Source organism: Streptomyces sp. KM273126, from assembly GCF_004337435.2.
Classification (GTDB): Bacteria; Actinomycetota; Actinomycetes; order Streptomycetales; family Streptomycetaceae; genus Streptomyces; species Streptomyces acidicola.
The window spans coordinates 4,779,152-4,802,628 of record NZ_SJXB02000001.1 but is presented as its reverse complement, the minus strand read 5'-3'; the positions used below and the strand labels follow the sequence as shown (position 1 = coordinate 4,802,628).

The window sequence follows — 23,477 nt, the reverse complement described above, 5'->3', positions numbered from 1 at the left end:
ACGTCCGTCACGACAACCCTCGGGGGTAAGCCGACATGGCCGAAACGCGCGTACGACGATCCCGGCGACCTGTGCGGGCCCTGGCCGCACTGTTCCTCGTCAGCGCCCTGGCGCTCGCCGGGTGCAGCTCGGGCCAGGATTCCGACAGCGGCGACAGCAGCAAGGCCGAGGCGGCCTCGCAGCAACAGGCCGGTGCGGGTGCCGACAGCGCGAGCGACAGCAAGGGCGGCAGCGCGGGCAGGGCCACCCGGGCGCCCGATCCCACCGCGAGCCACATCATCCGCACCGCCTCGCTCACCGTGCGGGTCAAGGACGTGCCGAAGGCCCTGGAGGCGGCCCGTACCACCACGGAGAACGCGGGCGGGTTCGTCGGGGGCGAGACCACCACCCGCGACGACAAGGGCCGCGAACGCACCCGTGTCACGCTGCGCGTGCCCACCGACAAGTACGAGGAGGTCCTGGGCGACCTGGAGGGCAGCGGCGAACTGGTCGAGCGCGAGGCGAAGGCCGAGGACGTCACCGACCAGGTCGTCGACGTGGAGAGCCGCATCACGTCGCAGCGGGCCAGCGTGGCCCGGATCCGCGAGCTGATGGACCGGGCGACGAAGCTGAGCGACGTGGTCACCCTGGAGGGCGAGTTGAGCAGCCGTCAGGCCGATCTGGAGGCCCTGCTCGCCCGGCAGGCGTCCCTGAAGGACCGCACCAGCCTCGCCACGATCAGGCTCTCGCTGACCGAGACCCCGGTGAAGAAGGCCGGCAAGGACGACGACCCTGGCTTCCTGGACGCGCTCGCGGGCGGCTGGAACGCCTTCGTCACCATGTTCCGCTGGATCGCGCTCGCGCTCGGCGCACTGCTCCCGTTCCTCCTGGGCGGCGCCCTGCTGGTGCTGGTGTGGGTACGGCTCGTACGGCCCAGGCTGCCGCGGCGGCCGGCCACGGCGTCCGCGTCGGCGATGTCCGCGCTGGGCCCGCTGCCGCAGGCGCGCCCGGCACCGGGGTCCGCGCGACCGCAGGAGAGTCAGGAGAGCGGCGAACAGGACTGACGGGACTGAAATGTCCTGTCCCCGTAGCGTGTTCGCATGAGCATGAGCGGTAGGCGGGGCACGCGGGGTGCGCGGGAGCGAATGGTCGTGATCGGTGGCGACGCGGCGGGCATGTCCGCCGCGTCGCAGGCGCGCCGGCTGCGGGACCCCGAGGAGCTGGAGATCGTTGCCTTCGAGCGGGGCCACTTCACGTCCTTCTCGGCGTGCGGCATCCCGTACTGGGTGGGCGGTGACGTCACCGACCGGGACCAGCTGATCGCGCGCACACCTCAGGAGCACCGCGCGCGGGCGATCGACCTGCGACTCCGCACGGAGGTCACGGAGATCGACGTCCCCGGATCACGCGTCCGCGCACGGGACGTCGATTCCGGCGCCGAGTCGTGGACGTCGTACGACAAGCTCGTGATCGCGACCGGCGCCCGCCCGATCCGCCCGCCGCTGCCCGGCGTCGACGCGCCGGGCGTGCACGGCGTGCAGACCCTGGACGACGGACAGGCCCTCCTCGACACGCTGGCCGCCACGAAGGGCCGCCGCGCGGTCGTGGTCGGAGCCGGGTACATCGGCGTGGAGATGGCCGAGGCACTCATCAACCGCGGGTACGAGGTGACGGTCGTCAACAGCGGCCCAGAGCCCATGTCCACGCTCGACCCCGACATGGGACGCCTGGTCCATCGGGCCATGACGGACCTGGGCATCACGATGGTGAACGACGCCGAGGTCACCAGGCTGCTGACCGGCGAGGACGGAAGGGTACGGGCGGTCGCCACCAAGGACACCGAGTACCCGGCGGACGTGGTGGTCCTCGGCATCGGCGTACGCCCGGAGACGGCACTCGCGAAAGCGGCGGGCCTCCCGCTCGGCGACCACGACGGCCTCCTCACCGACCTGGCCATGCGCGTGCGCGGCCACGAGAACATCTGGGCCGGGGGCGACTGCGTGGAGGTCCTCGACCTGGTCTCCGGCCGCGAGCGGTACATCGCGCTGGGCACGCACGCAAACAAGCACGGCCAGGTCATCGGCACGAACGCCGGCGGCGGATACGCCACGTTCCCCGGCGTGGTCGGCACGGCCGTCAGCAAGGTCTGCGACCTGGAGATCGCCCGCACCGGCCTGCGGGAGAAGGACGCACGCCGGGCGGGCCTCCAGTACGTGACGGCCACCATCGAGTCCACGAGCCGCGCCGGCTACTACCCGGGCGCCGCCCCCATGACCGTCAAGATGCTCGCCGAACGCCGCACCGGCCGCCTCCTCGGCACCCAGATCGTGGGCCGCGAGGGCGCGGCCAAACGCGTCGACATCGCGGCGGTGGCCCTGACGGCGGGCATGACGGTGGGCGGTATGACATCACTGGACCTGGGCTACGCCCCACCGTTCTCCCCGGTCTGGGACCCGATCCTGGTGGCAGCACGAAAGGCGACAAAGGCGCTGCGAAGCAGCGCTCTTTAAGGGGCGCGGGGCTGTACCACTGTGCGGCTCCGCCGCGTGGGCGCGCCAGCCACGACGACACCCGCAGCCAAGAACCCGCAGGGACCCCAACGGCACCCACCCGCCCAACCAGCGGAGCTAAGCCGTTCCGTTGATCCTCTCGATCGCCTGCCGCGCCTGCTCCGCCGGCGGCCGCGGCGGCAACGACGACACGGACGCGCTCATGGTCATCGCGGGCGGCTGCTCACCCGCCGGCTTCGCATGGGCGGCAGCCGCCCGCGCGGAGCGCAACCGGTGGCTGACGGCCTCGTCGAGCGTCACGGGCCGCTTCATCTGCGCGGCGAGCCGGCCGGCCTCCTGGCCGAGCCGTGCCACGTCCTCCCACGGCAGGCGCACCACCAGGGTGATCTCGGCCTCACCGTCGGGCGTGGCGTGCATCGGAGGAGTTACTCGGTCGTTCATCGCCTGATCCTCACGTAGTTGACCGCATCACGGGCGTTGAGGAGACATACGTACGCAGAGACGGCCGCGTTCACCCACTGGGGCGCAACGTCGCGTGGTAGGCGCGTGGCTCGGCGGCGACACACGGTTCCGGGGTCCGACAGGGGGCACTAGTTCCTTGTGGTCATCCCCGTCCATGATGTGATGCCCGTACGCACGACGCCGTATGTGACGTACGCGCTGATCGCTGCGAACGTCCTCGTCTTCCTCCTCATGCCGGGCCTCTCCGGTTCGGTGGCGGGTGACAGCGGCCTGGCGCAGCTGTGCCATCTGCAGGCCTTCCTGGACCACTACGCGGCGGTGCCGAAGGAGCTGATTCACCACCAGCTGCCGCGGCTGGTGCCGACGGGCCAGGTCGCGTTCGACCCGCAGCGGGGACCCGGGTGTCTGGTGGGTCCGCCGGGCTACGTCAAGTCACCGGTGCTGTCGGTGTTCACGGCGATGTTCCTGCACGGCAGCTGGCTGCACCTGCTGGGCAACATGCTCTTCCTGCTGATCTTCGGCAACAACATCGAGGACCGGCTCGGCCATGTGCGGTACGCGCTGTTCTACGTGGTGTGCGGGTACGCGGCCGCGTACGGGTACGCGCTGGCGAACTCCGACTCGACCGCCCCGCTGATCGGTGCGTCCGGGGCGATCGCCGGGGTGCTCGGCGCGTATCTGGTGCTCTATCCCAGGGTGAGGGTCTGGATCCTCGTACCGTTCCTGCTGTTCCTGCCGCTGCGGCTGCCGGCCTGGGTCGTGCTGGGATTCTGGTTCGGGCTGCAGGCGGTGTACTCGTCGGGCGCGGCCATCTCGCATGCCGGGACCGTGGCGTACGCGGCCCATGTCGTCGGCTTCGTCGTGGGCATGCTGCTGGCCTGGCCGCTGCGCCCCGGCACGCCGGCTCCACCGGAGCCACGCGGCATCCTGTTCGGCAGGCGCGCTCGGCCGGGCTGGTGACGGCGACACCGCGTCACATGTGATCCTGGTCCGCGCCGTCAGCGGCCTCTCTGGCCTCTCGGGCCTCTTGCACGGTACGGAATCCCCGTCGGTAGGCCGACGGCGATGTACGCATGGTCCTGGAGAAGTGGTGCCGGTAGGTCACCGGCGACTCGAAGCCCACGGCCGTCGCGATCTCCTCCACCGAGGCATGCGAGTTCTCCAGCAACGGCAGGCTCGCCCGTACCCGCTGCGAGATCAGCCAGCGGATCGGTGACGTCCCCGTGGCCTTGGCGAAGTGGCGCAGATAGCTGCGCTCGGACATCAGCGCCTCCCGGGCGAGCGCAGCCACCGTGACCGGCTCGCTCAGGTGCTCCAAGGCCCATGCCATGCTGCGCGAGATCCCGTGGTTCTCGGACGGCACCGACACCGGCGCCTTGATGTACTGGGCCTGGCCGCCGTCCCTGTGCGGCTGGATCACCAGACGACGCGCCACCGCATTGGCCAGCTCCGTCCCGAAGTCCTTGCGTACCAGGTGCAGACACAGGTCCAGAGTGGCGGCACTGCCCGCACCGGTCAGGACATCCTCGTCGTCGACGTACAGGGGATTCGGATCCACCTCGACCCGTGGGTGGCGGGAGCGCAGCAGATCGGCCCAGCGCCAGTGGGTGGTGGCCGGCCGGCCGTCGAGCAGCCCGGCCGCCGCCAGCGTGAAGGCACCCATGCACGTCGAGACGATGCGCGCACCGGCGCGGTGCGCCGCCCGCAGCTCTGCGATGAGCGCGCCGGACGGCGGTACCTCTGGATCGGCGCTGCTGGGCACGATGACCGTGTGGGCCAGGCGCAGCTGCCGTAGCCCGTACCGCGTGGTCAGGACGGCACCGCCCGCCATGGGTACCGAGGAGGGCCGCTCCGCGCAGAGCCGCAGCTCGTAGTGCGCGGGGATCAGATCGCTCAGATACGGGCCGAAGACCGCTGTGACCATGCCGATCTCGAAGGACGAGGTCTGATCGGTCACCAGCACGGCGACGCGGTACGGAGGGTCTTGCTGCCGCTGGATCATCCGTCGCTCCTCTGCGGGACGCTGGCGGAATCTTAGCGGACAGTGTCACTGCCGCCACTGTTCCGGGACGGTCCCCCGCGGGATCGTGGCAGACAACAGCGCACAGAACCGAGAGGGGTAGGGACGGACATGCGCGCACTGGGCATCGCCTGCAAGCGCTTCTTCCGCGACGTGTGCTACGGCATCGACGCGGCCAACGCGATCCGCCACGGGTTGAAGCCGGCGCCCCGGCCCGGCCGCAGGAACGGCTGACGGCAGGGCGGCGGCTTCGGGGCACTACCTGGCCGGGCGCGAGTGTGTCGCCGCGGGTCGTGTGGGGGTTGTTCGCAGCGGCCTGAACGCGTTTCGGGCCGGAGAACTTCCGGGCACAGGGGAAGGGCCGGTTCTGACGGGGCTTTCAGAACCGGCTCTTTGTCAGGAGAACCCGGTCGTGTTACCGGGCCTGGCGGCGGTATGCCTTGACCACGCTGGCGTAGCTGTTCCTGGCGTGACCCTGCGCGATGATGCGCTCCATCAGTGCCTCGGAGTACTTGGGCAGTTCGGCGTCGACGCCGAGCGCCTCGCTCTCCTCGACGAGGTGCTTGAGCGCGCCCAGGTGCGTTTCAAGGGTGGCGTCGTTGGCGGGGAACCTGTCGTCGCCCGCGTCGATCTGTGTGGCGTAGTCGGCCGTGCGCGGTGACACCGACCGCGCCCTCGCTCACCATCGGGAGAGCCTCGTGGAGGGGCCGTCACCACCAAGGACCACCGTTCGGCCGCCCGGGCGCTGAAGGGCCTGGCGGGTGCCCACTCCCTGGCCGGGGATCCGGAGCGGGCCGCGCGCCTGCTCGGCACCGCGGCGGCGACCAGGGAACGGGCCGGAGCTCCTCACCCCCCTGCGGAACAGGGCGATGTGGAGCGGATCTCCGCGCGCGTGCGCGCCGCCATCGACGAGGGCGTCTACGCCCGGGAGTTCGCATGCGGCATCCGAACCGACCACGAGACCCGGGCCACCGCGGAGGCGGCGATCCCGGCACCCGCGAGATACGGGAACCAGGCCCTGTCGGGCCTAGCGCGCGGACCGCGTGTGGACGTAGTCGACGAGCCGGGTCAGGGCGTCGGGGTCCGTGGAGGGCATGACGCCGTGGCCCAGGTTGAAGATATGGCCCTCAAGACCGGCAGCCGCGTCGAGTACCTCGCGGGTCTTGGTCTCCACCGCCTCCCGGGTGGCGAAGAGGACCGTGGGGTCGAGGTTGCCCTGGAGCGCCTTGCCGGGACCGACGCGGCGGGCCGCCTCGTCGAGCGGGACGCGCCAGTCGACGCCGACGACGTCCGCGCCGGCCTCGCCCATGAGGCCGAGCAACTCGCCGGTGCCGACACCGAAGTGGATGCGCGGCACACCGTACGGCGCGACCGCCTCGAAGACCTTGGCGGACGCGGGCATGACCGAGCGGCGGTAGTCGGCGGGTGCGAGGGCGCCCGCCCACGAGTCGAAGAGCTGGACGGCGCTGGCGCCCGCCTCGATCTGCACCTTCAGGAAGGTCGAGGTGATCTCGGCGAGCCGGTCGAGCAGGTCGGCCCACAGTTGCGGGTCGCCGTACATGATCGCCTTGGCGTTCTCGTACGTGCGGGACGGGCCGCCTTCGACGAGGTAGCTCGCGAGGGTGAAGGGTGCGCCCGCGAAACCGATGAGCGGGGTCTCACCGAGCTCGGCGGTGAGCAGCCCGATGGCCTCGGTGACGTAGTGGACGTCCTCCGGGGTCAGGTCGCGCAGCTGGGCGAGGTCGGCGCGGGTGCGGATCGGGTTCTGCACGACCGGGCCGACGCCGGGCTTGATGTCGAGGTCGATACCGATGGCCTTGAGCGGGACCACGATGTCGCTGAAGTAGATCGCCGCGTCCACGTTGTGCCGCCGAACCGGCTGGAGCGTGATCTCCGTGACCAGCTCCGGGCGCATGCAGGACTCCAGCATCGGGATGCCCTCACGCACCTTCCGGTACTCGGGGAGGGACCGGCCGGCCTGACGCATGAACCACACCGGCGTGTGCGGCACGGGCTCGCGCCTGCACGCCTTGAGGAAGGCTGAATCCTGGACCGCGTCACGCTGGGCGGTCGTAGCGGTCGGCTGGTGGCCCGAGGGGCCGGCGATGGCACTCACGACGGAAAGTCTCGCACGCCCCGTGCCGCCCCCGACGCCGGGTGGGGCCGTCTCCGGGCCCCCGCGAGGCAGCCGATGGGGACGCGCGGAGGCGTGCGAAGGCCTGAAACGGGGCGCCACTTTCGCTCAGCGCGATGCGACCGTGACCCGGTGCACGGGTGTCTCTCCCTGCGCTCGGGCTCCGTTCCCCTTAATCTTCCCCGCATGGCTGCGGCTCAGGGACGACTGTCGGACGGCGCTGGCGGAATGGACGACGCGACGGAGGGGAACCGGGAAGCGATGGAGACGGAGACGGCTCCGCTGCCCTTCCGGACGGCCGTCGACGCGCTGGGGGCCGCGACACCGCGGCCGGAGATCGAGATCGAGCCCACGCGCGCGCCGCAGCGGCTCGCCCCGTACGCGTACGCGCTGGAGGCGGCGGTCCTCGACGGCGACGAGGATCTGGCCGACGGTCGCCTCATCCTCCTCCACGACCCGGCGGGACACGAGGCCTGGCAGGGCTCGTTCCGTCTGGTCACCCTGATCCGCGCCGAGTTGGAGCCGGAGATGGCCGCCGACCCGCTGCTGCCCGACGTGTGCTGGTCGTGGCTGACGGGGGCGCTCCAGGCCCGGGGCCTGTCGTACGGCGAACCGAGCGGCACCGTCACACGGGCGAGCTCCCACTACTTCGGCGGCCTCAGTGCCCGCCCCGCCGCCTGCCAGATCGAGATCCGCGCCTCCTGGACGCCCCGTGAGGGCCTCGGGGGCGTCCCCGACACCGCTTCCCACCTCGCCTCCTGGTGCGACCTGCTCTGCCAGGTGGCCGGCCTGCCACCGGCGGTCCCGGGCGAGGCGTCCGTGGTCACCCTGCCCCAGCGCCGGGGACCGCAGCCTCGCTAGACCCTGACGTGTCTGACGTCAGGGCACGTCAGGCCTGGTCCCGCCGCACCAATCCGGAGATCGCACACGGTCGCCGGGGGCGCCCGCCCTCGGCGGCCAGGGCCTCGTCCACCGGGCGCCCTCGGTTCGGCAGGGCCCCGTTCAGCAGGAGCTTCCTCGTTCACCTGGAGCTCCCTCGGCATCTTCCACGGCGCTTTCGGCGTGATCATGCATCCCTGCCCCGCACATCACCCTTTCGCCACTGCCTCTTTGTCGATACGGCCACTTTCGGACCGGTATCGACGCAGAGCGAACCCGTTCGATCTTCGAATGATCGAAGGCGTGTCCGAATTGTACGGATTGTTACTCACCAAATCGTGATCATTCCCTAAAGGAGCATGCGTCGGGTGCCGAAGACGTCTGTGACCTTGAAAGCACGGTTCGTCCCGGCTTCACCCCCCACGAGCCGGCCCCGTCCCGCACCCCAGGAGGCCTGGTGTCCGTTCTCCTAGAGCAGCCCGCAAGCCTGGTCGCCTACCGCCCGAACAAACCCACCGCGATGGTGGTCGTGGCCGACCCCCGCGTCCGCTCCACCGTCACCCGTCACCTCTGGGCGCTCGGTGTCCGCGATGTCATCGAGGCCTCGTCCATCGCGGAGGCCCGTCCCCGCGTCGGCAACCCCCGAGACATCTGCGTCGCCGACGTCCACCTGCCGGACGGCTCCGGCCTCACCCTCCTGTCCGAAACCCGCGCCGCGGGCTGGCCAAACGGCCTCGCCCTCTCCGCCGCCGACGACATCGGCGCCGTCCGCAACGCCCTGGCCGGCGGTGTGAAGGGCTACGTCGTCACCGGTACGCGGACGAACATCGGCCTCCCCACCCGCCCCGGCGCCGCCCCCATCGGCTCCGCGGCGGCCCGTATGCACCGCCGCCCCCCGGGTGCCCCGAGTCACCCGGGTGGCTACCGCGAGCTGTCGGGCCGTGAGGTCGAGGTGCTGCGCCTGGTCGCCGAAGGCCAGTCCAACAAGGCCATCGGCGTCTCGATGGGCCTGTCGGCACTCACCGTCAAGAGCCACCTCGCCCGCATCGCCCGCAAGCTCGGCACGGGCGACCGCGCCGGGATGGTGGCGGTGGCCCTGCGCACCGGGATCATCCACTGACCACGGGACGGTGACCGACGACCGGTGCCCCGTGTCCGGGACCGACGGCCCCGCGCCGGTCCCGGACACGGATACCGATCGGTCCCGTGTACCGGGTGCGACGGACCGCGCACCGGACGCATTCACTGACACACATGTGGCGCGTGTGCCGTGTGACTGGATTACGACCATCGAACGCCCGCCGACGGAACGTTCCGTCGGCGGGCGTTGTGCATACACAGATACCCTTGACAGGTGACCGACGCCCAAAAGACCGCAGCAGACAGCTCACTGCGAACCACCGGAGGCGCCCCTCCGGACGACGGCGGATCTTCTGCGACGGGGGCGCCGATTCCTTTGCTGGAGCCTCGGGACGGCATTCCATCCGTGATCGCCGACGACACCTCGCTCGCCAGGACGATCGCCGCGTTCGCCGCCGGCTCCGGTCCCGTCGCCGTGGACGCCGAACGCGCGTCCGGGTACCGGTACGGCCAGCGCGCCTATCTCGTCCAACTGCGCCGTGAGGGCGCGGGCACCGCGCTGATCGATCCCGTCGCCTGCCCCGATCTGTCGGGCCTCGGCGAGGCGATCTCCGGCGTGGAGTGGGTGCTGCACGCGGCCACCCAGGACCTGCCCTGCCTCCGTGAGATAGGCATGGTTCCCACGCGGATCTTCGACACCGAACTCGCCGGGCGCCTCGCCGGCTTCCCCCGGGTCGGCCTCGGCGCGATGGTCGAGGGTGTCCTCGGCTACGTCCTGGAGAAGGGGCACTCCGCCGTCGACTGGTCCACTCGCCCGCTCCCCGAGCCATGGCTGCGGTACGCGGCGCTCGACGTCGAGCTCCTGGTCGACCTGCGGGACGCCCTGGAGAAGGAGCTCGACCGGCAGGGGAAGCTGGAGTGGGCCCAGCAGGAGTTCGACGCGATCGCGTCCGCGCCGCCGGCGGAGCCCCGCAAGGACCCCTGGCGCCGTACGTCCGGGATGCACAAGGTGCGGCGGCGACGCCAGATGGCCGTCGTACGGGAGCTGTGGGAGTCCCGCGACCGCATCGCGCAGCGCCGGGACGTCTCGCCGGGCAAGGTGCTCAGTGACGCGGCCATCGTCGAGGCCGCGCTGGGCCTGCCGGCCAACGTGCAGGCGCTCGCCTCGCTCAACGGCTTCGGGCACCGGATGGGCCGACGTCAGCTGGAGCAGTGGCAGGCCGCGGTCGACCGTGCGAAGGCTCTGCCGGATGCCCGGCTGCCGCAGCCGGGGCAGCCGGTGACCGGGCCTCCGCCGCCGCGTGCCTGGGCCGACAAGGACCCGGCGGCCGCGGCGCGGCTGTCCGCGGCGCGCGCCGCGGTGTCGGCGCTGGCCGAGCAGCTGAACATGCCGCAGGAGAACCTGATCACTCCGGACACCGTGCGGAGAGTGTGCTGGGAGCCGCCGGGCTCTGTGGATGCCGAGACGGTTGCGGCCGCGCTTGCCGGGTACGGAGCGCGGCCCTGGCAGGTTGAGCAGGTTACGCCCGTACTGGTGAGTGCGTTGTCAGAGGCGAAGGGTGCCTGATCACCGCAGGGCGTTCTTTCGTTTCGTACGGCGGCTGCGGGTCGTCTGTGGTTGCTCGCGCGCCCCTTTTGGGGGCCTGCGGCCCCACTCGGGGGCGCAGGCCCCCTACCTCGTCGCCCCCCTCATGAACCCGTTGTAGATGTACCGCTGCAGGAACAGGAACACGATCAGCGTCGGCAGGATCACGAGGACCGCTCCGGCCGAGATGACCTCCCAGTGCGCGTCGAAGGGGCCCTTGAAGCGGAACAGGGACGTCGAGATCACGCCAAGATCCTTGGACGGCATATAAAGGAAGGGGATGTAGAAATCGTTGTATACGGCGATCCCCTTCACGATCACCACCGTGGCGATCGCCGGCTTCAGCAGCGGGAAGATGATCTTCCGGTAGATGGTGAAGGCGTTGGCACCGTCCAGGCGGGCCGACTCGTCGAGTGAGATCGGGATCGACCGTACGAACTGCAGGAAGATGTAGATCGACACGATGTCGGTGCCCGTGTACAGCATGATCGGCGCCCAGCGGCTGTCGAACATGCCGAAGCTGTTGACGATCTGGAAGGTCGCCACCTGGGTGGTCACACCGGGAACCAGGGTCGCGAACAGGAACAGCGCGACGACGAGCTTCCGGAAACGGAAGGTGAAGCGGTCGATCGCGTACGCCGCCATCGAACCGATGATCACCGTGCCCGTGATGGCGAAGAGCAGGATGAAGGCCGTGTTGCCGATGGCCATGAGCATCCTGCCGTCCTGGAACGCCGTCACGTAGTTGTGCAGGTTCAGCAGGTCGCCGGGCAGGCTGAGAGCTCCGCTGTCGTCCGCCATCTCCTGCGAGGTCTTGAGCGACGTCAGGAAGACGACCGCGAGCGGCAGCAGTACCACCACGCTCGCCACGACCAGCGACAGATACGTGAGCGTTCGGGCGACTCCCCTGCGGACCGCGGGCGTCGGGGCCATGAGCGTCATACGAGATCCACCTTGTCGTCGGGGACCAGTCGGCGCTGCACCCAGGTCACCGCCAGGATGATCAGCAACAGGACGACCGCGGCGGCCGACGCCAGCCCCGTCTTGTTGAACTGGAAGGCCAGCTTCACCGTCTGGATCACGAAGGTCTCGGTGCCGGTCGCGCCGCCGGTCATGATGTACGGGATCTCGAAGACCGCCAGCGAGCCGGAGATCGAGAGGATGACGGTCAGTCCGATCACCGGGCGGATGCCGGGCGCGATGATGTACCGGAACTGCTGCCAGCGGTTCGCGCCGTCCAGCTCGGCGGCCTCGTACAGCTCGCCGGGAATCGACTGGATCGCGCCCAGGAACAGCACGAAGTTCAGGCCCATGTAGCGCCAGACCGACACGCCCGCGAGCGATATGTTCGCCGACGTCGACGTGGACAGCCAGGCGCGGTCCGGGTCGTGGCCGAACAGGCTCAGCACCGAGTCCAGTGTGCCGCCGTCCTGGAAGAAGTAGAGGAAGACGAAGCCGATCGCCACCCCGTTGATCAGGTACGGGAAGAAGAGCACACCCTTGAAGAAGTTCCGGAAGCGGACGTTGAAGCTGAGGATCGTGGCGAAGTAGAGCGCGAGGCCGATCTGGACCGCCGAGGCGGCGAGGTAGTAGCCGCTGACCAGGAAGACCTGGAAGAGATCCGCCCTGGTGAAGATGTCGACGTAGTTCTCGACGCCGGTGTAGTGCAGTTCGGGGCTGACGCCGTCCCAGTCGGTGAAGCTGTACGCCACCATGTTGGCGACCGGCACGTAGGTGAAGGTGATCAGCAGCGCGAGCGGCGCGGCCAGGAAGAGCCAGGGGGTCACTCGCCGCCATACCCGTACCTTCCGCGGAGGACGGGACGTCCCGGCGGCCGGTGACGGCGCGGCGGCCGGTGACGGCGCGGCGGCCGGTGACGGCGCGGCGGCCTTCGGCCGCGCCGCTTTCTCCGTCTCCGTGGTGTGCGTCTCCCTGGTGTGCGTCATCAGGACCCCAGGGACTCTTCCGCCTCGGTCCAGCGCTTGCCGAGGTCGGCGAGGAAGTCGTCGACGTCGCCGTCCTTCGCGCCGCGGGCGAGGTCGACCAGGTCCTGGCGGTAGTCGGGCGCGTAGATGCCGACCTCCGAGGCGTTGTCGATCTCCTTGACCAGTGCGCCCTCGCTGTCGTCGACCTCGATGACCTTCACGCCGGCGTCCTCGTACGCCTTCAGCACGTCGGGCAGCGGAGCGTCCTTGAGCGGGGACATGGCCAGGTTGTCGGTCACGTACGTGGACTTCTCCGTGAACCAGTCGATCCAGGCGCGGGCGGCCTCCTTGTGCGGGGAGTGGACGTTCACCGCCTGGTTGTAGTCGGGGGCGGCGGTCGCGCAGAACCCTCCGTCCACCTGGGCGGGGAAGGGCATGAACCCGATGTCGTCGGGGTCGGCGCCGGCCTTCTCGGCGGCCTGCCGGAACTGGATGACCGCCCATGTGCCGAGCCACATCGTGCCGATCTCGCCCTTCGCGAGCCGGGGCTTGGACGCCTCCCAGTTGGTGGTCGCCGGGTCCTTCTCGATCAGGCCCTGGTTCACGATGTCGTACAGGAGCCGGTCACCGATGCGGAGGTCGGCGCCCTCGGCCCAGGGGTCGCCCTCGGTCAGCTTGGTGGTGGCCTGCGTGTCGCAGTGCACCGAGCCGTTGACATACGTCCACGAGGTCAGCGGCCACATGTCCTTGAAGTTCGTGTAGTACGGGACCGCGTCCGTCTTCGACTTGATGGCCTTCAGCGCGGTGAGGAACTCGGCCGGAGTGGTGGGCCAGTCGGTGACCCCGGCCTCCCGCCAGACCTTCTTGTTGTAGACGAAGCCGGGCATCACGCCGTTGGTGGTCTGCCCGTAGACCTTGCCGTCGACCGCGGTGAAGTCGGTGAAGCGGTACTTCTCGCCGCGCTCGGCCTCGGTACCCAGCGATGCGAAGAACCTGGGGTAGTCGTTCTTCTTGATGACGGCCGGGATCATGAGGACGTCGCCGTAGTTCTCCGTGTTCATACGGATCTTGACCTCGGCCTCGTAGCCGGTGATGGCCTCGAACTCCACCTTGACCTTCGGATAGGTCTTGTTGAATTCATCGGCGTACTTCTCCATCGTGCCGTCCTGCACGATGTCGGTCCGGTGGGTGAGGACCTTGATGGTTCCGGACACCTTCGACGGGTCGTCAGGTGCCTTGGCGTCCGCGCCCTTCGACGTGCCGCCGCTGCCGGTGCAGCCCGCGGCCATGAGCGCGGCGGCCAGCAGTGTTCCGATGAGGCTCCTGCGATGGTTCATGTGCACCAGCTCCGTTCGGGACGGATGAGCACGAATGGGTTGGCTGGTTCGGCACTCTGACAGCCCGTACTGAACCGGTAAAGTCCCTATTTCGCCAAGGGTTCCGAAACATTTCGGGCATCGTTCTCGGGCGCTTGACTGGACCGGTTTAGGGAGTGCGCATGCTGGACGCGACACCGCTCACCGAGGGATGGAGCCTGCGGTACGACGGCCGCGTGCTGCCCGCCGCCGTACCGGGCTGTGTGCACACCGACCTGCTGGCGGCGGGCGTGATCCCGGACCCTTTCCTCGGGCGGAACGAGACCGAGGTGGCGTGGGTGGGGCGGAGGGAGTGGGTGTACGAGACGGAGCTGCCGGCCGCCTCCGGCTCGACGGCTTCTTCCGGTGCTTCCGGTTCTTCCGGTGCTTCCGGTTCTTCCGGTGCTTCCGGTTCTTCCGGTTCTTCCGGGCACGAGCAGACCGATCTCGTCTTCGAGGGCCTCGACACGGCCGCCGAGATCGTCCTGGACGGCCGGCTCCTGGGCCGGGTAAGGAACATGCACCGCTCGTACCGCTTCGACGTGACCGGTATGAGCGGCCGGCTGGCGGTGCGCTTCGCCTCCGCGTACACGGAGGCGGAGGCGGTGCGGGACCGGCTCGGGGACCGGCCGAACGCCTATCCGGAGCCCTTCCCGTTCCTCCGCAAGATGGCCTGCTCCTTCGGCTGGGACTGGGGACCGACCCTCGTCACGGCCGGAATCTGGCGGCCGGTGCGTCTGGAGCACTGGTCGACGGCCCGGATCGCACGGGTGCGCCCACTGGTGAGCGTCGAAGACGGCGTGGGCCGCGTCGAGTTGGCCGTCGACGTCGAACGCACCCGGGTCGAGGCGGACCTCACCCTTCAGGCCCGGATCGGTGCCGTACAGGTGAGCGCGGCGGTCGACGGGACCAGCGGGACCGTACGGCTCGAGGTGCCGGACGCAGCGCTGTGGTGGCCCCGGGGATACGGGGAACAGCCGCTGTACGACGTCGAGTTGACCCTCGCCCACGACGGCACGCCGCTCGACTTGTGGCGGCGCCGCATCGGCTTCCGGAGCGTGGAGCTGGACCGGAGCGCGGACGAGCACGGCACCGGCTTCACGCTCGTCGTCAACGGGACACGGCTGTTCGCACGCGGGGTCAACTGGATCCCGGACGACGTGTTCCCGTCCCGGATCACCCGCGAGCGCTACCGCGAGCGGCTCGCCCGGGCGGCCGAAGCGGGCGTGGACCTCGTCCGGGTCTGGGGCGGCGGCATCTACGAGAGCGAGGACTTCTACGACGCTTGCGACGAACTGGGACTGCTCGTCTGGCAGGACTTCCCGTTCGCGTGCGCGGCCTACCCCGAGGAGCAGCCGCTGCGGGGCGAGGTGGAGGCCGAGGCGCGCGAGAACGTCGTACGGCTGATGCCGCACCCGTCGCTGGTGCTGTGGAACGGCAACAACGAGAACCTGTGGGGCTTCCGGGACTGGGGCTGGGAGGAGCGGCTCGCCGGGGAGTCCTGGGGCGAGGGGTACTACCTGGGCGTACTTCCGCGTGTCGTCGCCGAGTTGGACCCGACCCGGCCGTACACGGCGGGCAGCCCCTGGTCCGGGTGCTGGGACCACCACCCGAACGACCCGGCGCACGGCACGCACCACTCGTGGGACGTGTGGAACCGGGACGACTACGCGGACTACCGGCTCCATGTCCCGCGTTTCGTGGCCGAGTTCGGCTGGCAGGCACCGCCCGCCTACGCGACGCTACGACGAGCCCTGCCCGGCGAGGAGCTCGCTCCGGACTCCCCCGGCATGCTGCACCACCAGAAGGCGGACGACGGCAACGGCAAGCTGGAGCGGGGGCTCACCCGCCATTTCGCGGTCCCCGAGGGCGACTTCGACCGCTGGCACTACCTCATGCAGGTCAACCAGGCCCGGGCCGTCGCCGCCGGGATCGAGCACTGGCGGTCGCACTGGCCCGTCTGCGCGGGCACGGTCGTGTGGCAGCTCAACGACTGCTGGCCGGTGACCTCCTGGGCCGCGATCGACGGCGACGGACGGCCCAAGCCGCTCTACCACGAGCTGCGCAGGCTGTACGCGGACCGACTGCTCACGCTTCAGCCACGGGACGGCGAGCTGGTGCTGGCCGCCGTGAACCAGGCGGGCGAGGACTGGTCGTGCTCGCTCCGGCTGCGGCGGATGTCCGTGGACGGCGTGGTGGTGGGCGCGGTGGACCTGGCTCTTACGGCCGCCGCACGGACGGTCGCGGACGTCCGCGTGCCGCGCGAACTGGTGCCCACCGGCCCGAAAGAGTTCCTGGTCGCCGACGCAGACGCCGGCGCCGGCGCAGACACGGGCACGGGCACGGGCACGGGCACGGACAGGCTGCGCGCCCTGCACTTCCCCGTACCGGACCGCGAAGTCCCCTACCCCCGGCCGGAGTTCGACGTCACCGTGGCACCGGGCACAGTGACGGTGACGGCCCGCACGCTCGTCCGGGACCTGCTGCTCCAGGCCGACCGCCTGGCCCCCGCGGCACGGACCGACACCGGGCTGGTCACCCTGCTGCCCGGCGAACGGGTCACCATGGGCGTACGCGGCTGGCAGGCTCCGGACGACGGCTCCGGTGCGGACGCCGTCCGGTCCGCCCTGTACTGCGTGGAGCCGACCCGATGACAACACCGCCAACACCGCCGACGCCTCCGGCACCCCGGGTCACGATAAAGGAGGTCGCCGCGCGGGCCGGGGTGTCCAAGGGAGCGGTGTCGCTCGCCTTCAACCACAAGCCGGGGCTGTCCGAGGCCACCCGGGACCGTATCTTCACGGCGGCCCGCGAGCTGGGCTGGGCGCCGAACCTGACCGCCCGGTCGCTGGCCGGCCGGCGGGTGGACGTCGTGGGGCTGGCGATCTGCCGTCCGGCGAAACTGCTGGGCCTCGAACCGTTCTACATGGAGTTCATCGCCGGAGTGGAGAGCGTGCTGACCGAGCGGTCCTGCTCGCTGCTCCTGCGTCTGGTGCGGAATCTGGAGGAGGAGGTGGGGCTCCAGGACGCGTGGTGGCGGGGGAAGCAGGTCAGCGGATCGATCCTCGTCGACTTCCGCGCGGATGATCCGCGGGTGGCCGCGGTGCGACGTCTCGGGATGCCGGTGGTCGCGGTCGGGCACCCCTCCCTGACCGGCGGCCTCACCTCCGTGTGGACCGACGACACCACCGCCGTGACGGAGGCCGTACGGTACCTGGCGGCGCTCGGGCACCGGCGGATCGCCCGGGTGGGGGGTGCGGCGACGCTCGGGCACACGTCCCTCCGTACGGCCGCGTTCGACGAGGCCGCGAGGGCGCTGGCGCTGGCCGGGGCGTTTCAGGTGTCGACCGACTTCTCGGGGGAGGCGGGGGCGCGGGCGACGCGGTCGCTGCTCAGTGCCTCCGGCGGGGACCGGCCCACGGCCATCGTGTACGACAACGACATCATGGCGGTGGCGGGGTTGTCGGTGGCGGCGGAGATGGGGCTGTCGGTGCCGGACGATGTTTCGCTGCTGGCCTGGGACGACTCCCAGCTGTGCCGGCTGACGCGTCCGACGTTGTCCGCGATGAGTCATGACGTGCACGGGTTCGGGGCGGAGGTGGCGCGGACGCTGTTCGGGGTGATCACGGGCGAGGGTGAGGGGGCGGGGGCGGGGTCGCATCCCGTTCCGACGCCTGTGCTGACACCACGTGGTTCGACGGCGCCGCCGTCCCGCTCCGCTCGGGATGCCGGGTGAGGATGGCTGCCGTTTGAAAAATGCGGGGAGCCTGTGGCTTGTCGCTCCCCCACTCTCGGCTGCGCTCGAGCGGGGGAACCCCCATCGCGGCGGAGCCGCGTATCGACACAGCCGCGCGCCCCTGAAGGGGCACGGTCATCGTCGCGGAGTACAAAAACTCGTGTGACCTACACCGCTACGGCCTAGAGGACTGGGCAGCATGGTTACCCACAAGTAGCATGGGTCCTGAGCGCGCGCTCAGCGCTTGCGCGTCGCAGCAGTGCCACCCCGCACCCTGGAGGAGAGCCATCGTGCCTCGTACCGTCAGGGACGTCGTCTTCGTCGACGGCGTCCGTACCCCGTTCGGCAAGGCGGGCCCGAAGGGCATCTACCACGAGACCCGCGCCGACGACCTCGTCGTGAAGGCGATCCGGGAGCTGCTGCGTCGCAACCCCGGTCTCGCCCCGGAGAAGGTCGACGATGTCGCCATCGCCGCGACCACGCAGATCGGTGACCAGGGCCTGACCATCGGCCGTACCGCCGGCATCCTCGCCGGGCTGCCGCAGTCCGTGCCCGGCTTCTCGATCGACCGGATGTGCGCGGGCGCGCTGACCGCCGTGACGACCACGGCCGGCTCCATCGCCTTCGGCGCGTACGACGCCGTCATCGCCGGCGGTGTCGAGCACATGGGGCGTCACCCGATGGGCGAGGGCGTGGACCCCAACCCGCGGTTCGTCAGCGAGAAGCTGGTCGACGAGTCGGCACTGTTCATGGGCATGACCGCCGAGAACCTGCACGACCGCTTCCCGCACATCACCAAGCTGCGCGCCGACGAGTACGCCGTGCGCTCGCAGGAGAAGGCCGCCAAGGCCTACGCCAACGGCAGGATCCAGCAGGACCTGGTGCCGATCTCGGTGCGTCGTACGACGCCCGATGCCGGTGAGACCGGCTGGGGCCTGGTCACCGCCGACGAGCCGATGCGTCCGGGCACCACCCTGGAGAACCTGGCGAACCTCAAGACGCCGTTCCGCGTCCACGGCCGGGTCACCGCCGGTAACGCGGCCGGTCTGAACGACGGCGCCACCGCCTCGATCATCGCCTCCGAGGACTTCGCCCGCGAGAACGACCTGCCGGTGAAGATGCGCCTCGTCTCCTACGCCTTCGCGGGCGTCGAGCCGGAGGTCATGGGCTACGGCCCGATCCCGGCGACCGAGAAGGCCCTCGCCAAGGCCGGGCTGTCGATCGAGGACATCAACCTCTTCGAGATCAACGAGGCCTTCGCCGTCCAGGTCCTGGCCTTCCTCGACCACTACGGCATCGCGGACGACGACGAGCGCGTCAACCAGTACGGCGGCGCCATCGCCTTCGGTCACCCGCTGGCCTCCTCCGGGGTCCGGCTGATGACGCAGCTGGCCCGCCAGTTCGAGGAGCAGCCGAACGTCCGCTACGGCCTGACCACCATGTGCGTCGGCTTCGGCATGGGCGCGACGGTCATCTGGGAGAACCCGCACTTCGAGGGGGACAAATGAGCACCACCGCTGAGCTTCTGAAGGGTGCGGCCGAGCTGTTCCCCGACGAGGTCGTGACGTCCGCGCACGTACGCCACCTCGACCTGCCGTTCGGCGCCGGGCGCTTCGCGCTCATCACGCTGGACAACGGCCTCGACCACACCAAGCCGACCACCTTCGGCCCGGCCTCGCTCGCGAACCTCAACACCGCGATCGACCAGGTGGAGAAGGAAGCGGCCGACGGCGAGATCGTCGGCGCCGGCATCACCGGCAAGCCGTTCATCTTCGCGGTCGGCGCCGACCTCAAGGGCGTCGAGCTGCTGAAGCAGCACGACCACGCGCTCGCCATCGGCAAGGGCGGCCACGAGGTCTTCAAGCGCCTGTCCGCGCTCGCGGTCCCGACCTTCGCGTACTACAACGGTGCCGCGATGGGCGGTGGCGTCGAGGTCGGTCTGCACTGCACGTACCGGACCGTCTCGAAGGCGCTCCCGGCCTTCTCGCTCCCCGAGGTCTTCCTCGGCCTGGTCCCCGGCTGGGGCGGCTGCACCCTGCTGCCGAACCTGATCGGCGCCGACAAGGCCGTCTCGGTGATCATCGAGAACAGCCTGAACCAGAACAAGCAGCTGAAGGGCCAGCAGGTCTTCGACCTCGGCATCGCCGACGCGATCTTCGAGGGCGCGGACTTCCTTGAGCAGTCGCTTCTCTGGACGGCGAACGTCCTCAAGGGCGACATCGCGGTCGAGCGTCCGGTCATCGACCGCGGTGAGGCCTGGGACCAGGCCGTCGCCAAGGGCCGCTTCATCGCCGACAGCAAGGTGCACGGCGCCGCCCCGGCCGCGTACCGCGCGCTGGACATCATCGCCGCCGCCAGGAACGGCGACCTCCAGCAGGGGTACGACGCCGAGGACGTCGCCCTCGCCGACCTGATCATGGGCGGCGAACTGCGCGCCGGTATCTACGCGTTCAACCTGGTGCAGAAGCGCGGCAAGCGTCCGGCCGGGGCGCCCGACAAGAACCTGGCCCGCCCCGTCACCAAGGTCGGTGTCGTCGGCGCGGGCCTGATGGCCTCACAGCTGGCGCTGCTCTTCCTGCGCCGCCTGGAGGTGCCGGTCGTACTGACCGACATCGACCAGGAGCGCGTCGACAAGGGTGTGGGCTACGTCCACGCGGAGATCGAGAAGCTGCTCGGCAAGGGCCGTATCAACCAGGACAAGGCGAACCGTCTGAAGGCCCTGGTGACGGGAGTCCTGGACAAGGCCGAGGGCTTCGCCGACGCGGACTTCGTCATCGAGGCCGTGTTCGAGGAGATCGGCGTCAAGCAGCAGGTGTTCGCGGAGGTCGAGGCGGTCGCCCCGGCGCACGCGATCCTGGCGACGAACACGTCCTCGCTGTCGGTGTCGGAGATGGCGTCGAAGCTCAAGAACCCCGAGCGGGTCGTCGGCTTCCACTTCTTCAACCCGGTCGCGGTGCTGCCGCTGCTGGAGATCGTCCGCGGTGAGAAGACCGACGACGCCTCGCTGGCCACGGCGTTCGCCGTCGCCAAGAAGCTGAAGAAGACGGCGGTCCTGGTGAAGGACGCCCCCGCGTTCGTGGTGAACCGCATCCTCACCCGCTTCATGGGCGAGATCCAGAACGTCATCGACGAGGGCACTCCGGTCGAGGTCGCCGAGAAGGCGGTCGAGCCGCTGGGTCTGCCGATGTCGCCGCTGGTGCTGCTGGAGCTGGTGGGCCCCGCCATCGGTCTGCACGTCTCCGAGACGCTGAACGGCGCCTTCCCGGACCGCTTCAAGGTCTCCCCGAACCTCAAGGCGGTCGTGGAGGCGGGCAAGCGCGGCTTCTACGTGTACGACAGCGGGAAGCCCGAGCTCGACCCGGAGGTCGCCGCGCTGCTGAAGCAGGGCGACACCGTCCTGACCGAGGAGCAGGTGCGGGCGCGGGTCCTGGACACGGTCGCCCAGGAGATCGGCCTCATGCTCGACGAGGGCGTGGTCGCCGAGGCCCAGGACATCGACCTGTGCCTCATCACGGGTGCCGGCTGGCCCTTCCACCTGGGCGGCATCACGCCGTACCTGGACCGCGAGGGCGTCAGCGACCGCGTGAACGGCAAGAAGTTCCTGGAGCCCGGAGTCGCGTCGGTTCCCGCGTAACCCCCAGTCGTGTGCAGAGGGCCCCCGCTCCGGCGGGGGCCCTTCCGCCGTACAGTCGCGGGTGACCGGCGGCGTCGACCGCCCCATGACGCACGACAGGGCCCTGGGCCGACAGGACCTGGCCCGGAGGCACCACCATGACGACACTCGTGATCATCGACGCCGCCAACGTCATCGGCTCCGTCCCCGACGGCTGGTGGCGCGACCGACGCGGCGCGGCGGAACGACTGCGTGACCGGCTCGCCCGGGACGGGATGCCCGGACAGGCCGAACCCGTGGAGCTCGTCCTGGTCGTCGAGGGGGCGGCGCGCGGTGTGGAGTCCGTCCCCGGTGTACGGGTCGACCAGGCGCCCGGAAGCGGTGACGACCGGATCGTCGAACTCGTCGCCGAGGCCCCCGACCGGCCCCGTCTCGTCGTCACGGCCGACCGCGAACTGCGGCGCCTGGTCGGCGAGTTGGGCGCGGCCGTCGCCGGGCCGCGCACGGTGCACGGCCCGTCCTGAGCCGGCCGGCAGTCGCTCGGTGACGCACCACCGCCGGTTGATCACTGGGCGTCGCAGTTCGGTGGCGTGGTCACCTCGCCCGGCGGGGTCTCCTCGTGCTGCGCGAGACGGCTGTGTGTGCGGCTGTACAGGAAGTACACGACGAAGCCGAGGAGCATCCAGGCGCCGAAACGGATCCACGTCTCGGCCGGCAGATTGAGCATCAGCCACAGCGAGGCGAGGACGGACAGGACCGGGATGACGGGCACCCACGGCGTGCGGAAGGCACGGTGCAGGTCGGGGCGGGTCCTGCGGAGGATGAGGACGCTGACCGCCACGACGACGAAGGCGAACAGCGTGCCGATGTTGACCAGTTCGGCGAGTTCGCCGAGGCTCGTGAAGCCCGCGACGATCGCGATGATCACGCCGAGCAGGATGGTCGGCCGGTGCGGTGTCTTGTACTTGGGGTGGACCTGCGAGAAGAAGCGCGGCAGCAGCCCGTCACGGCTCATCGCGAAGAACACCCGGCTCTGGCCGAGCAGCAGGATCATGCAGACGGTGGTCAGACCGACGGCGGCGCCGAAGCTGATGAAGCCCGCGTACCACGGGTGCCCGGTGGACTTGAACGCGTCGGCGAGCGGGGCGTCCACGGAGAGCTTCGTGTAGTGCTCCATGCCGGTCACCACGATCGACACCGCCACATAGAGCGCGGTGCAGATGAACAGTGAGCCGAGGATGCCGCGCGGCATGTCCCGCTGCGGATTCCTGGTCTCCTCGGCGGCCGTGGCCACGATGTCGAAGCCGATGAAGGCGAAGAAGACGACGGACGCGGCCGTGAAGATGCCCATCACACCGAAGTTGGAGGGCGCCCAGCCGAACATCAGCTGGATCAGCGGGGCATGGAGATCCCCGCCCGCCTCCACGGGCTGCGCCTTCGGGATGAACGGGTGGTAGTTGGCGGTCTTGATGAAGAACGCGCCCGCGATGATGACGACGAGGACGACGATCACCTTGACGGCGACGACGAGCGAGGTGAGCCGCGCCGAGAGCTTCATCCCGAGGACGAGGATGCCGGTGAGGACGAGGACGAGCAGGGCGGCGAGGATGTCGAAGCCGAAGCCGTGGGCGCCTTCCCGGCCGGCCAGCTCCTCGGGCACATGCCAGCCCGCGTTGTCCAGCAGTGAGCGGACGTAGCCGGACCAGCCGACGGCGACCACCGCTGTGCCGAGCGCGAGCTCCAGCACCAGGTCCCAGCCGATGATCCAGGCGGGCAGCTCACCGAGCGTGGCGTACGAGAAGGTGTACGCGGACCCGGCGACCGGGACCGAGGACGCGAACTCGGCGTAACAGAGCGCGGCGAGCGCGCAGACGACCCCGGCCACGACGAACGCCAGGGCCACCGCGGGCCCCGCGTTGTTCTTGGCGACCGTGCCGGTGAGGACGAAGATGCCGGTGCCGATGATGACGCCGACGCCGAAGACGGTGAGATCCAGGGCGGACAGGGACTTCCTGAGCGCACGCTCCGGTTCCTCGGTGTCCCTGAGGGACTGTTCGATCTTTTTCGTCCTGAAGAGGGTGCTGCTCACGGGCGTCACGGGCGTACCTCCCACACTGTGTCGTCCCCGACATGATCGAGAGGGGGTGTAGGGCGTATGCCCCGACATGGGGAAATTCACGCGAATGGGCCGGTTTCGCC

20 protein-coding genes are annotated in these 23,477 nt (G+C 70.0%); 12 read left to right on the top strand and 8 right to left on the bottom strand.

Annotated elements, in window-relative coordinates; genetic code table 11:
* Positions 1-35 precede the first annotated feature (35 nt).
* Positions 36-1,043 (top strand): DUF4349 domain-containing protein, encoded by a 1,008-nt coding sequence (locus E0500_RS20510; protein WP_131566535.1) that lies wholly within the window; start codon positions 36-38, stop codon positions 1,041-1,043.
* A gap of 36 nt (positions 1,044-1,079) precedes the next feature.
* Positions 1,080-2,489: an FAD-dependent oxidoreductase gene (locus E0500_RS20505; protein ID WP_131566532.1), complete on the top strand. Its 1,410-nt coding sequence runs from the start codon at positions 1,080-1,082 to the stop codon at positions 2,487-2,489.
* 117 nt (positions 2,490-2,606) lie between these two features.
* Here the strand turns inward: E0500_RS20505 and E0500_RS20500 are convergent, their stop codons facing one another.
* Complete coding sequence (locus E0500_RS20500) at positions 2,607-2,930, bottom strand: hypothetical protein (protein WP_131566529.1); 324 nt, start codon at positions 2,928-2,930, stop codon at positions 2,607-2,609.
* Between the two features lie 159 nt (positions 2,931-3,089).
* Between E0500_RS20500 and E0500_RS20495 the strand changes: the two genes are divergently transcribed.
* Positions 3,090-3,911: a rhomboid family intramembrane serine protease gene (locus tag E0500_RS20495; protein ID WP_131566526.1), complete on the top strand. Its 822-nt coding sequence runs from the start codon at positions 3,090-3,092 to the stop codon at positions 3,909-3,911.
* 13 nt (positions 3,912-3,924) lie between these two features.
* Here the strand turns inward: E0500_RS20495 and E0500_RS20490 are convergent, their stop codons facing one another.
* Positions 3,925-4,953: a GlxA family transcriptional regulator gene (locus tag E0500_RS20490; RefSeq protein WP_131566523.1), complete on the bottom strand. Its 1,029-nt coding sequence runs from the start codon at positions 4,951-4,953 to the stop codon at positions 3,925-3,927.
* A 129-nt stretch (positions 4,954-5,082) separates the two neighbouring features.
* Between E0500_RS20490 and E0500_RS43940 the strand changes: the two genes are divergently transcribed.
* Complete coding sequence (locus tag E0500_RS43940; RefSeq protein ID WP_258572869.1) at positions 5,083-5,205, top strand: hypothetical protein; 123 nt, start codon at positions 5,083-5,085, stop codon at positions 5,203-5,205.
* 181 nt (positions 5,206-5,386) lie between these two features.
* On the opposite strand, the gene E0500_RS20485 is transcribed toward E0500_RS43940, so the two are convergent.
* Both E0500_RS20485 and hemE read right to left on the bottom strand, forming a co-directional pair.
* On the bottom strand, positions 5,387-5,635 hold the full coding sequence (locus tag E0500_RS20485; RefSeq protein ID WP_258572867.1) for a hypothetical protein: 249 nt from the start codon (positions 5,633-5,635) through the stop codon (positions 5,387-5,389).
* Between the two features lie 363 nt (positions 5,636-5,998).
* A complete protein-coding gene (gene hemE / locus E0500_RS20480; protein ID WP_181587070.1) occupies positions 5,999-7,087 on the bottom strand; it encodes a uroporphyrinogen decarboxylase in 1,089 nt (362 codons plus the stop codon).
* A 204-nt stretch (positions 7,088-7,291) separates the two neighbouring features.
* Here hemE and E0500_RS20475 point away from each other — a divergent pair, with 204 nt between their 5' ends.
* The 3 genes from E0500_RS20475 (at position 7,292) to E0500_RS20465 (ending at position 10,631) form a co-directional block, all read left to right on the top strand.
* Complete coding sequence (locus E0500_RS20475) at positions 7,292-7,966, top strand: DUF3000 domain-containing protein (RefSeq protein WP_131566520.1); 675 nt, start codon at positions 7,292-7,294, stop codon at positions 7,964-7,966.
* 475 nt (positions 7,967-8,441) lie between these two features.
* Positions 8,442-9,104: a response regulator transcription factor gene (locus tag E0500_RS20470; RefSeq protein ID WP_150206749.1), complete on the top strand. Its 663-nt coding sequence runs from the start codon at positions 8,442-8,444 to the stop codon at positions 9,102-9,104.
* A 234-nt stretch (positions 9,105-9,338) separates the two neighbouring features.
* On the top strand, positions 9,339-10,631 hold the full coding sequence (locus E0500_RS20465; protein ID WP_131562812.1) for a ribonuclease D: 1,293 nt from the start codon (positions 9,339-9,341) through the stop codon (positions 10,629-10,631).
* A 105-nt stretch (positions 10,632-10,736) separates the two neighbouring features.
* Here E0500_RS20465 and E0500_RS20460 read toward each other — a convergent pair whose 3' ends face one another.
* From E0500_RS20460 to E0500_RS20450, 3 genes are read right to left on the bottom strand one after another with little or no spacing between them, the layout of a single operon-like run.
* Complete coding sequence (locus tag E0500_RS20460; protein ID WP_131562810.1) at positions 10,737-11,591, bottom strand: carbohydrate ABC transporter permease; 855 nt, start codon at positions 11,589-11,591, stop codon at positions 10,737-10,739.
* Positions 11,588-12,595, bottom strand: coding sequence for a carbohydrate ABC transporter permease (locus E0500_RS20455; RefSeq protein WP_131562808.1), 1,008 nt, complete (start codon positions 12,593-12,595; stop codon positions 11,588-11,590). Before E0500_RS20455 ends, E0500_RS20460 begins: the two co-directional genes overlap by 4 nt.
* The gene (locus tag E0500_RS20450; protein ID WP_131562806.1) at positions 12,595-13,911 is read right to left on the bottom strand and encodes an ABC transporter substrate-binding protein; all 1,317 of its coding nucleotides are present in this window, start codon (positions 13,909-13,911) and stop codon (positions 12,595-12,597) included. Before E0500_RS20450 ends, E0500_RS20455 begins: the two co-directional genes overlap by 1 nt.
* 161 nt (positions 13,912-14,072) lie before the next feature.
* On the opposite strand from E0500_RS20450, the gene E0500_RS20445 reads away from it, so the two are divergent.
* From E0500_RS20445 to E0500_RS20425, 5 genes are all read left to right on the top strand, one after another.
* Positions 14,073-16,583: a glycoside hydrolase family 2 protein gene (locus E0500_RS20445; RefSeq protein WP_131562804.1), complete on the top strand. Its 2,511-nt coding sequence runs from the start codon at positions 14,073-14,075 to the stop codon at positions 16,581-16,583.
* Positions 16,580-17,665, top strand: a complete 1,086-nt coding sequence (locus E0500_RS20440; RefSeq protein ID WP_131562802.1) for a LacI family DNA-binding transcriptional regulator — start codon at positions 16,580-16,582, stop codon at positions 17,663-17,665. Before E0500_RS20445 ends, E0500_RS20440 begins: the two co-directional genes overlap by 4 nt.
* Positions 17,666-17,955: 290 nt before the next feature.
* Positions 17,956-19,173, top strand: coding sequence for an acetyl-CoA C-acyltransferase (locus E0500_RS20435; RefSeq protein WP_131562800.1), 1,218 nt, complete (start codon positions 17,956-17,958; stop codon positions 19,171-19,173).
* The gene (locus tag E0500_RS20430; RefSeq protein WP_131562798.1) at positions 19,170-21,299 is read left to right on the top strand and encodes a 3-hydroxyacyl-CoA dehydrogenase NAD-binding domain-containing protein; all 2,130 of its coding nucleotides are present in this window, start codon (positions 19,170-19,172) and stop codon (positions 21,297-21,299) included. The genes E0500_RS20435 and E0500_RS20430 overlap by 4 nt, the downstream gene beginning before the upstream one ends.
* Before the next feature lie 137 nt (positions 21,300-21,436).
* Entirely contained in the window at positions 21,437-21,802 is a 366-nt protein-coding gene (locus tag E0500_RS20425) for an NTP pyrophosphohydrolase (RefSeq protein ID WP_131562796.1), read from the top strand.
* A gap of 41 nt (positions 21,803-21,843) precedes the next feature.
* On the opposite strand, the gene E0500_RS20420 is transcribed toward E0500_RS20425, so the two are convergent.
* Positions 21,844-23,367 carry an amino acid permease gene (locus E0500_RS20420; RefSeq protein WP_131562794.1) on the bottom strand — a complete coding sequence of 508 codons (1,524 nt, stop codon included), beginning with the start codon at positions 23,365-23,367 and terminating at the stop codon, positions 21,844-21,846.
* Between the last annotated feature and the right edge of the window lie 110 nt (positions 23,368-23,477).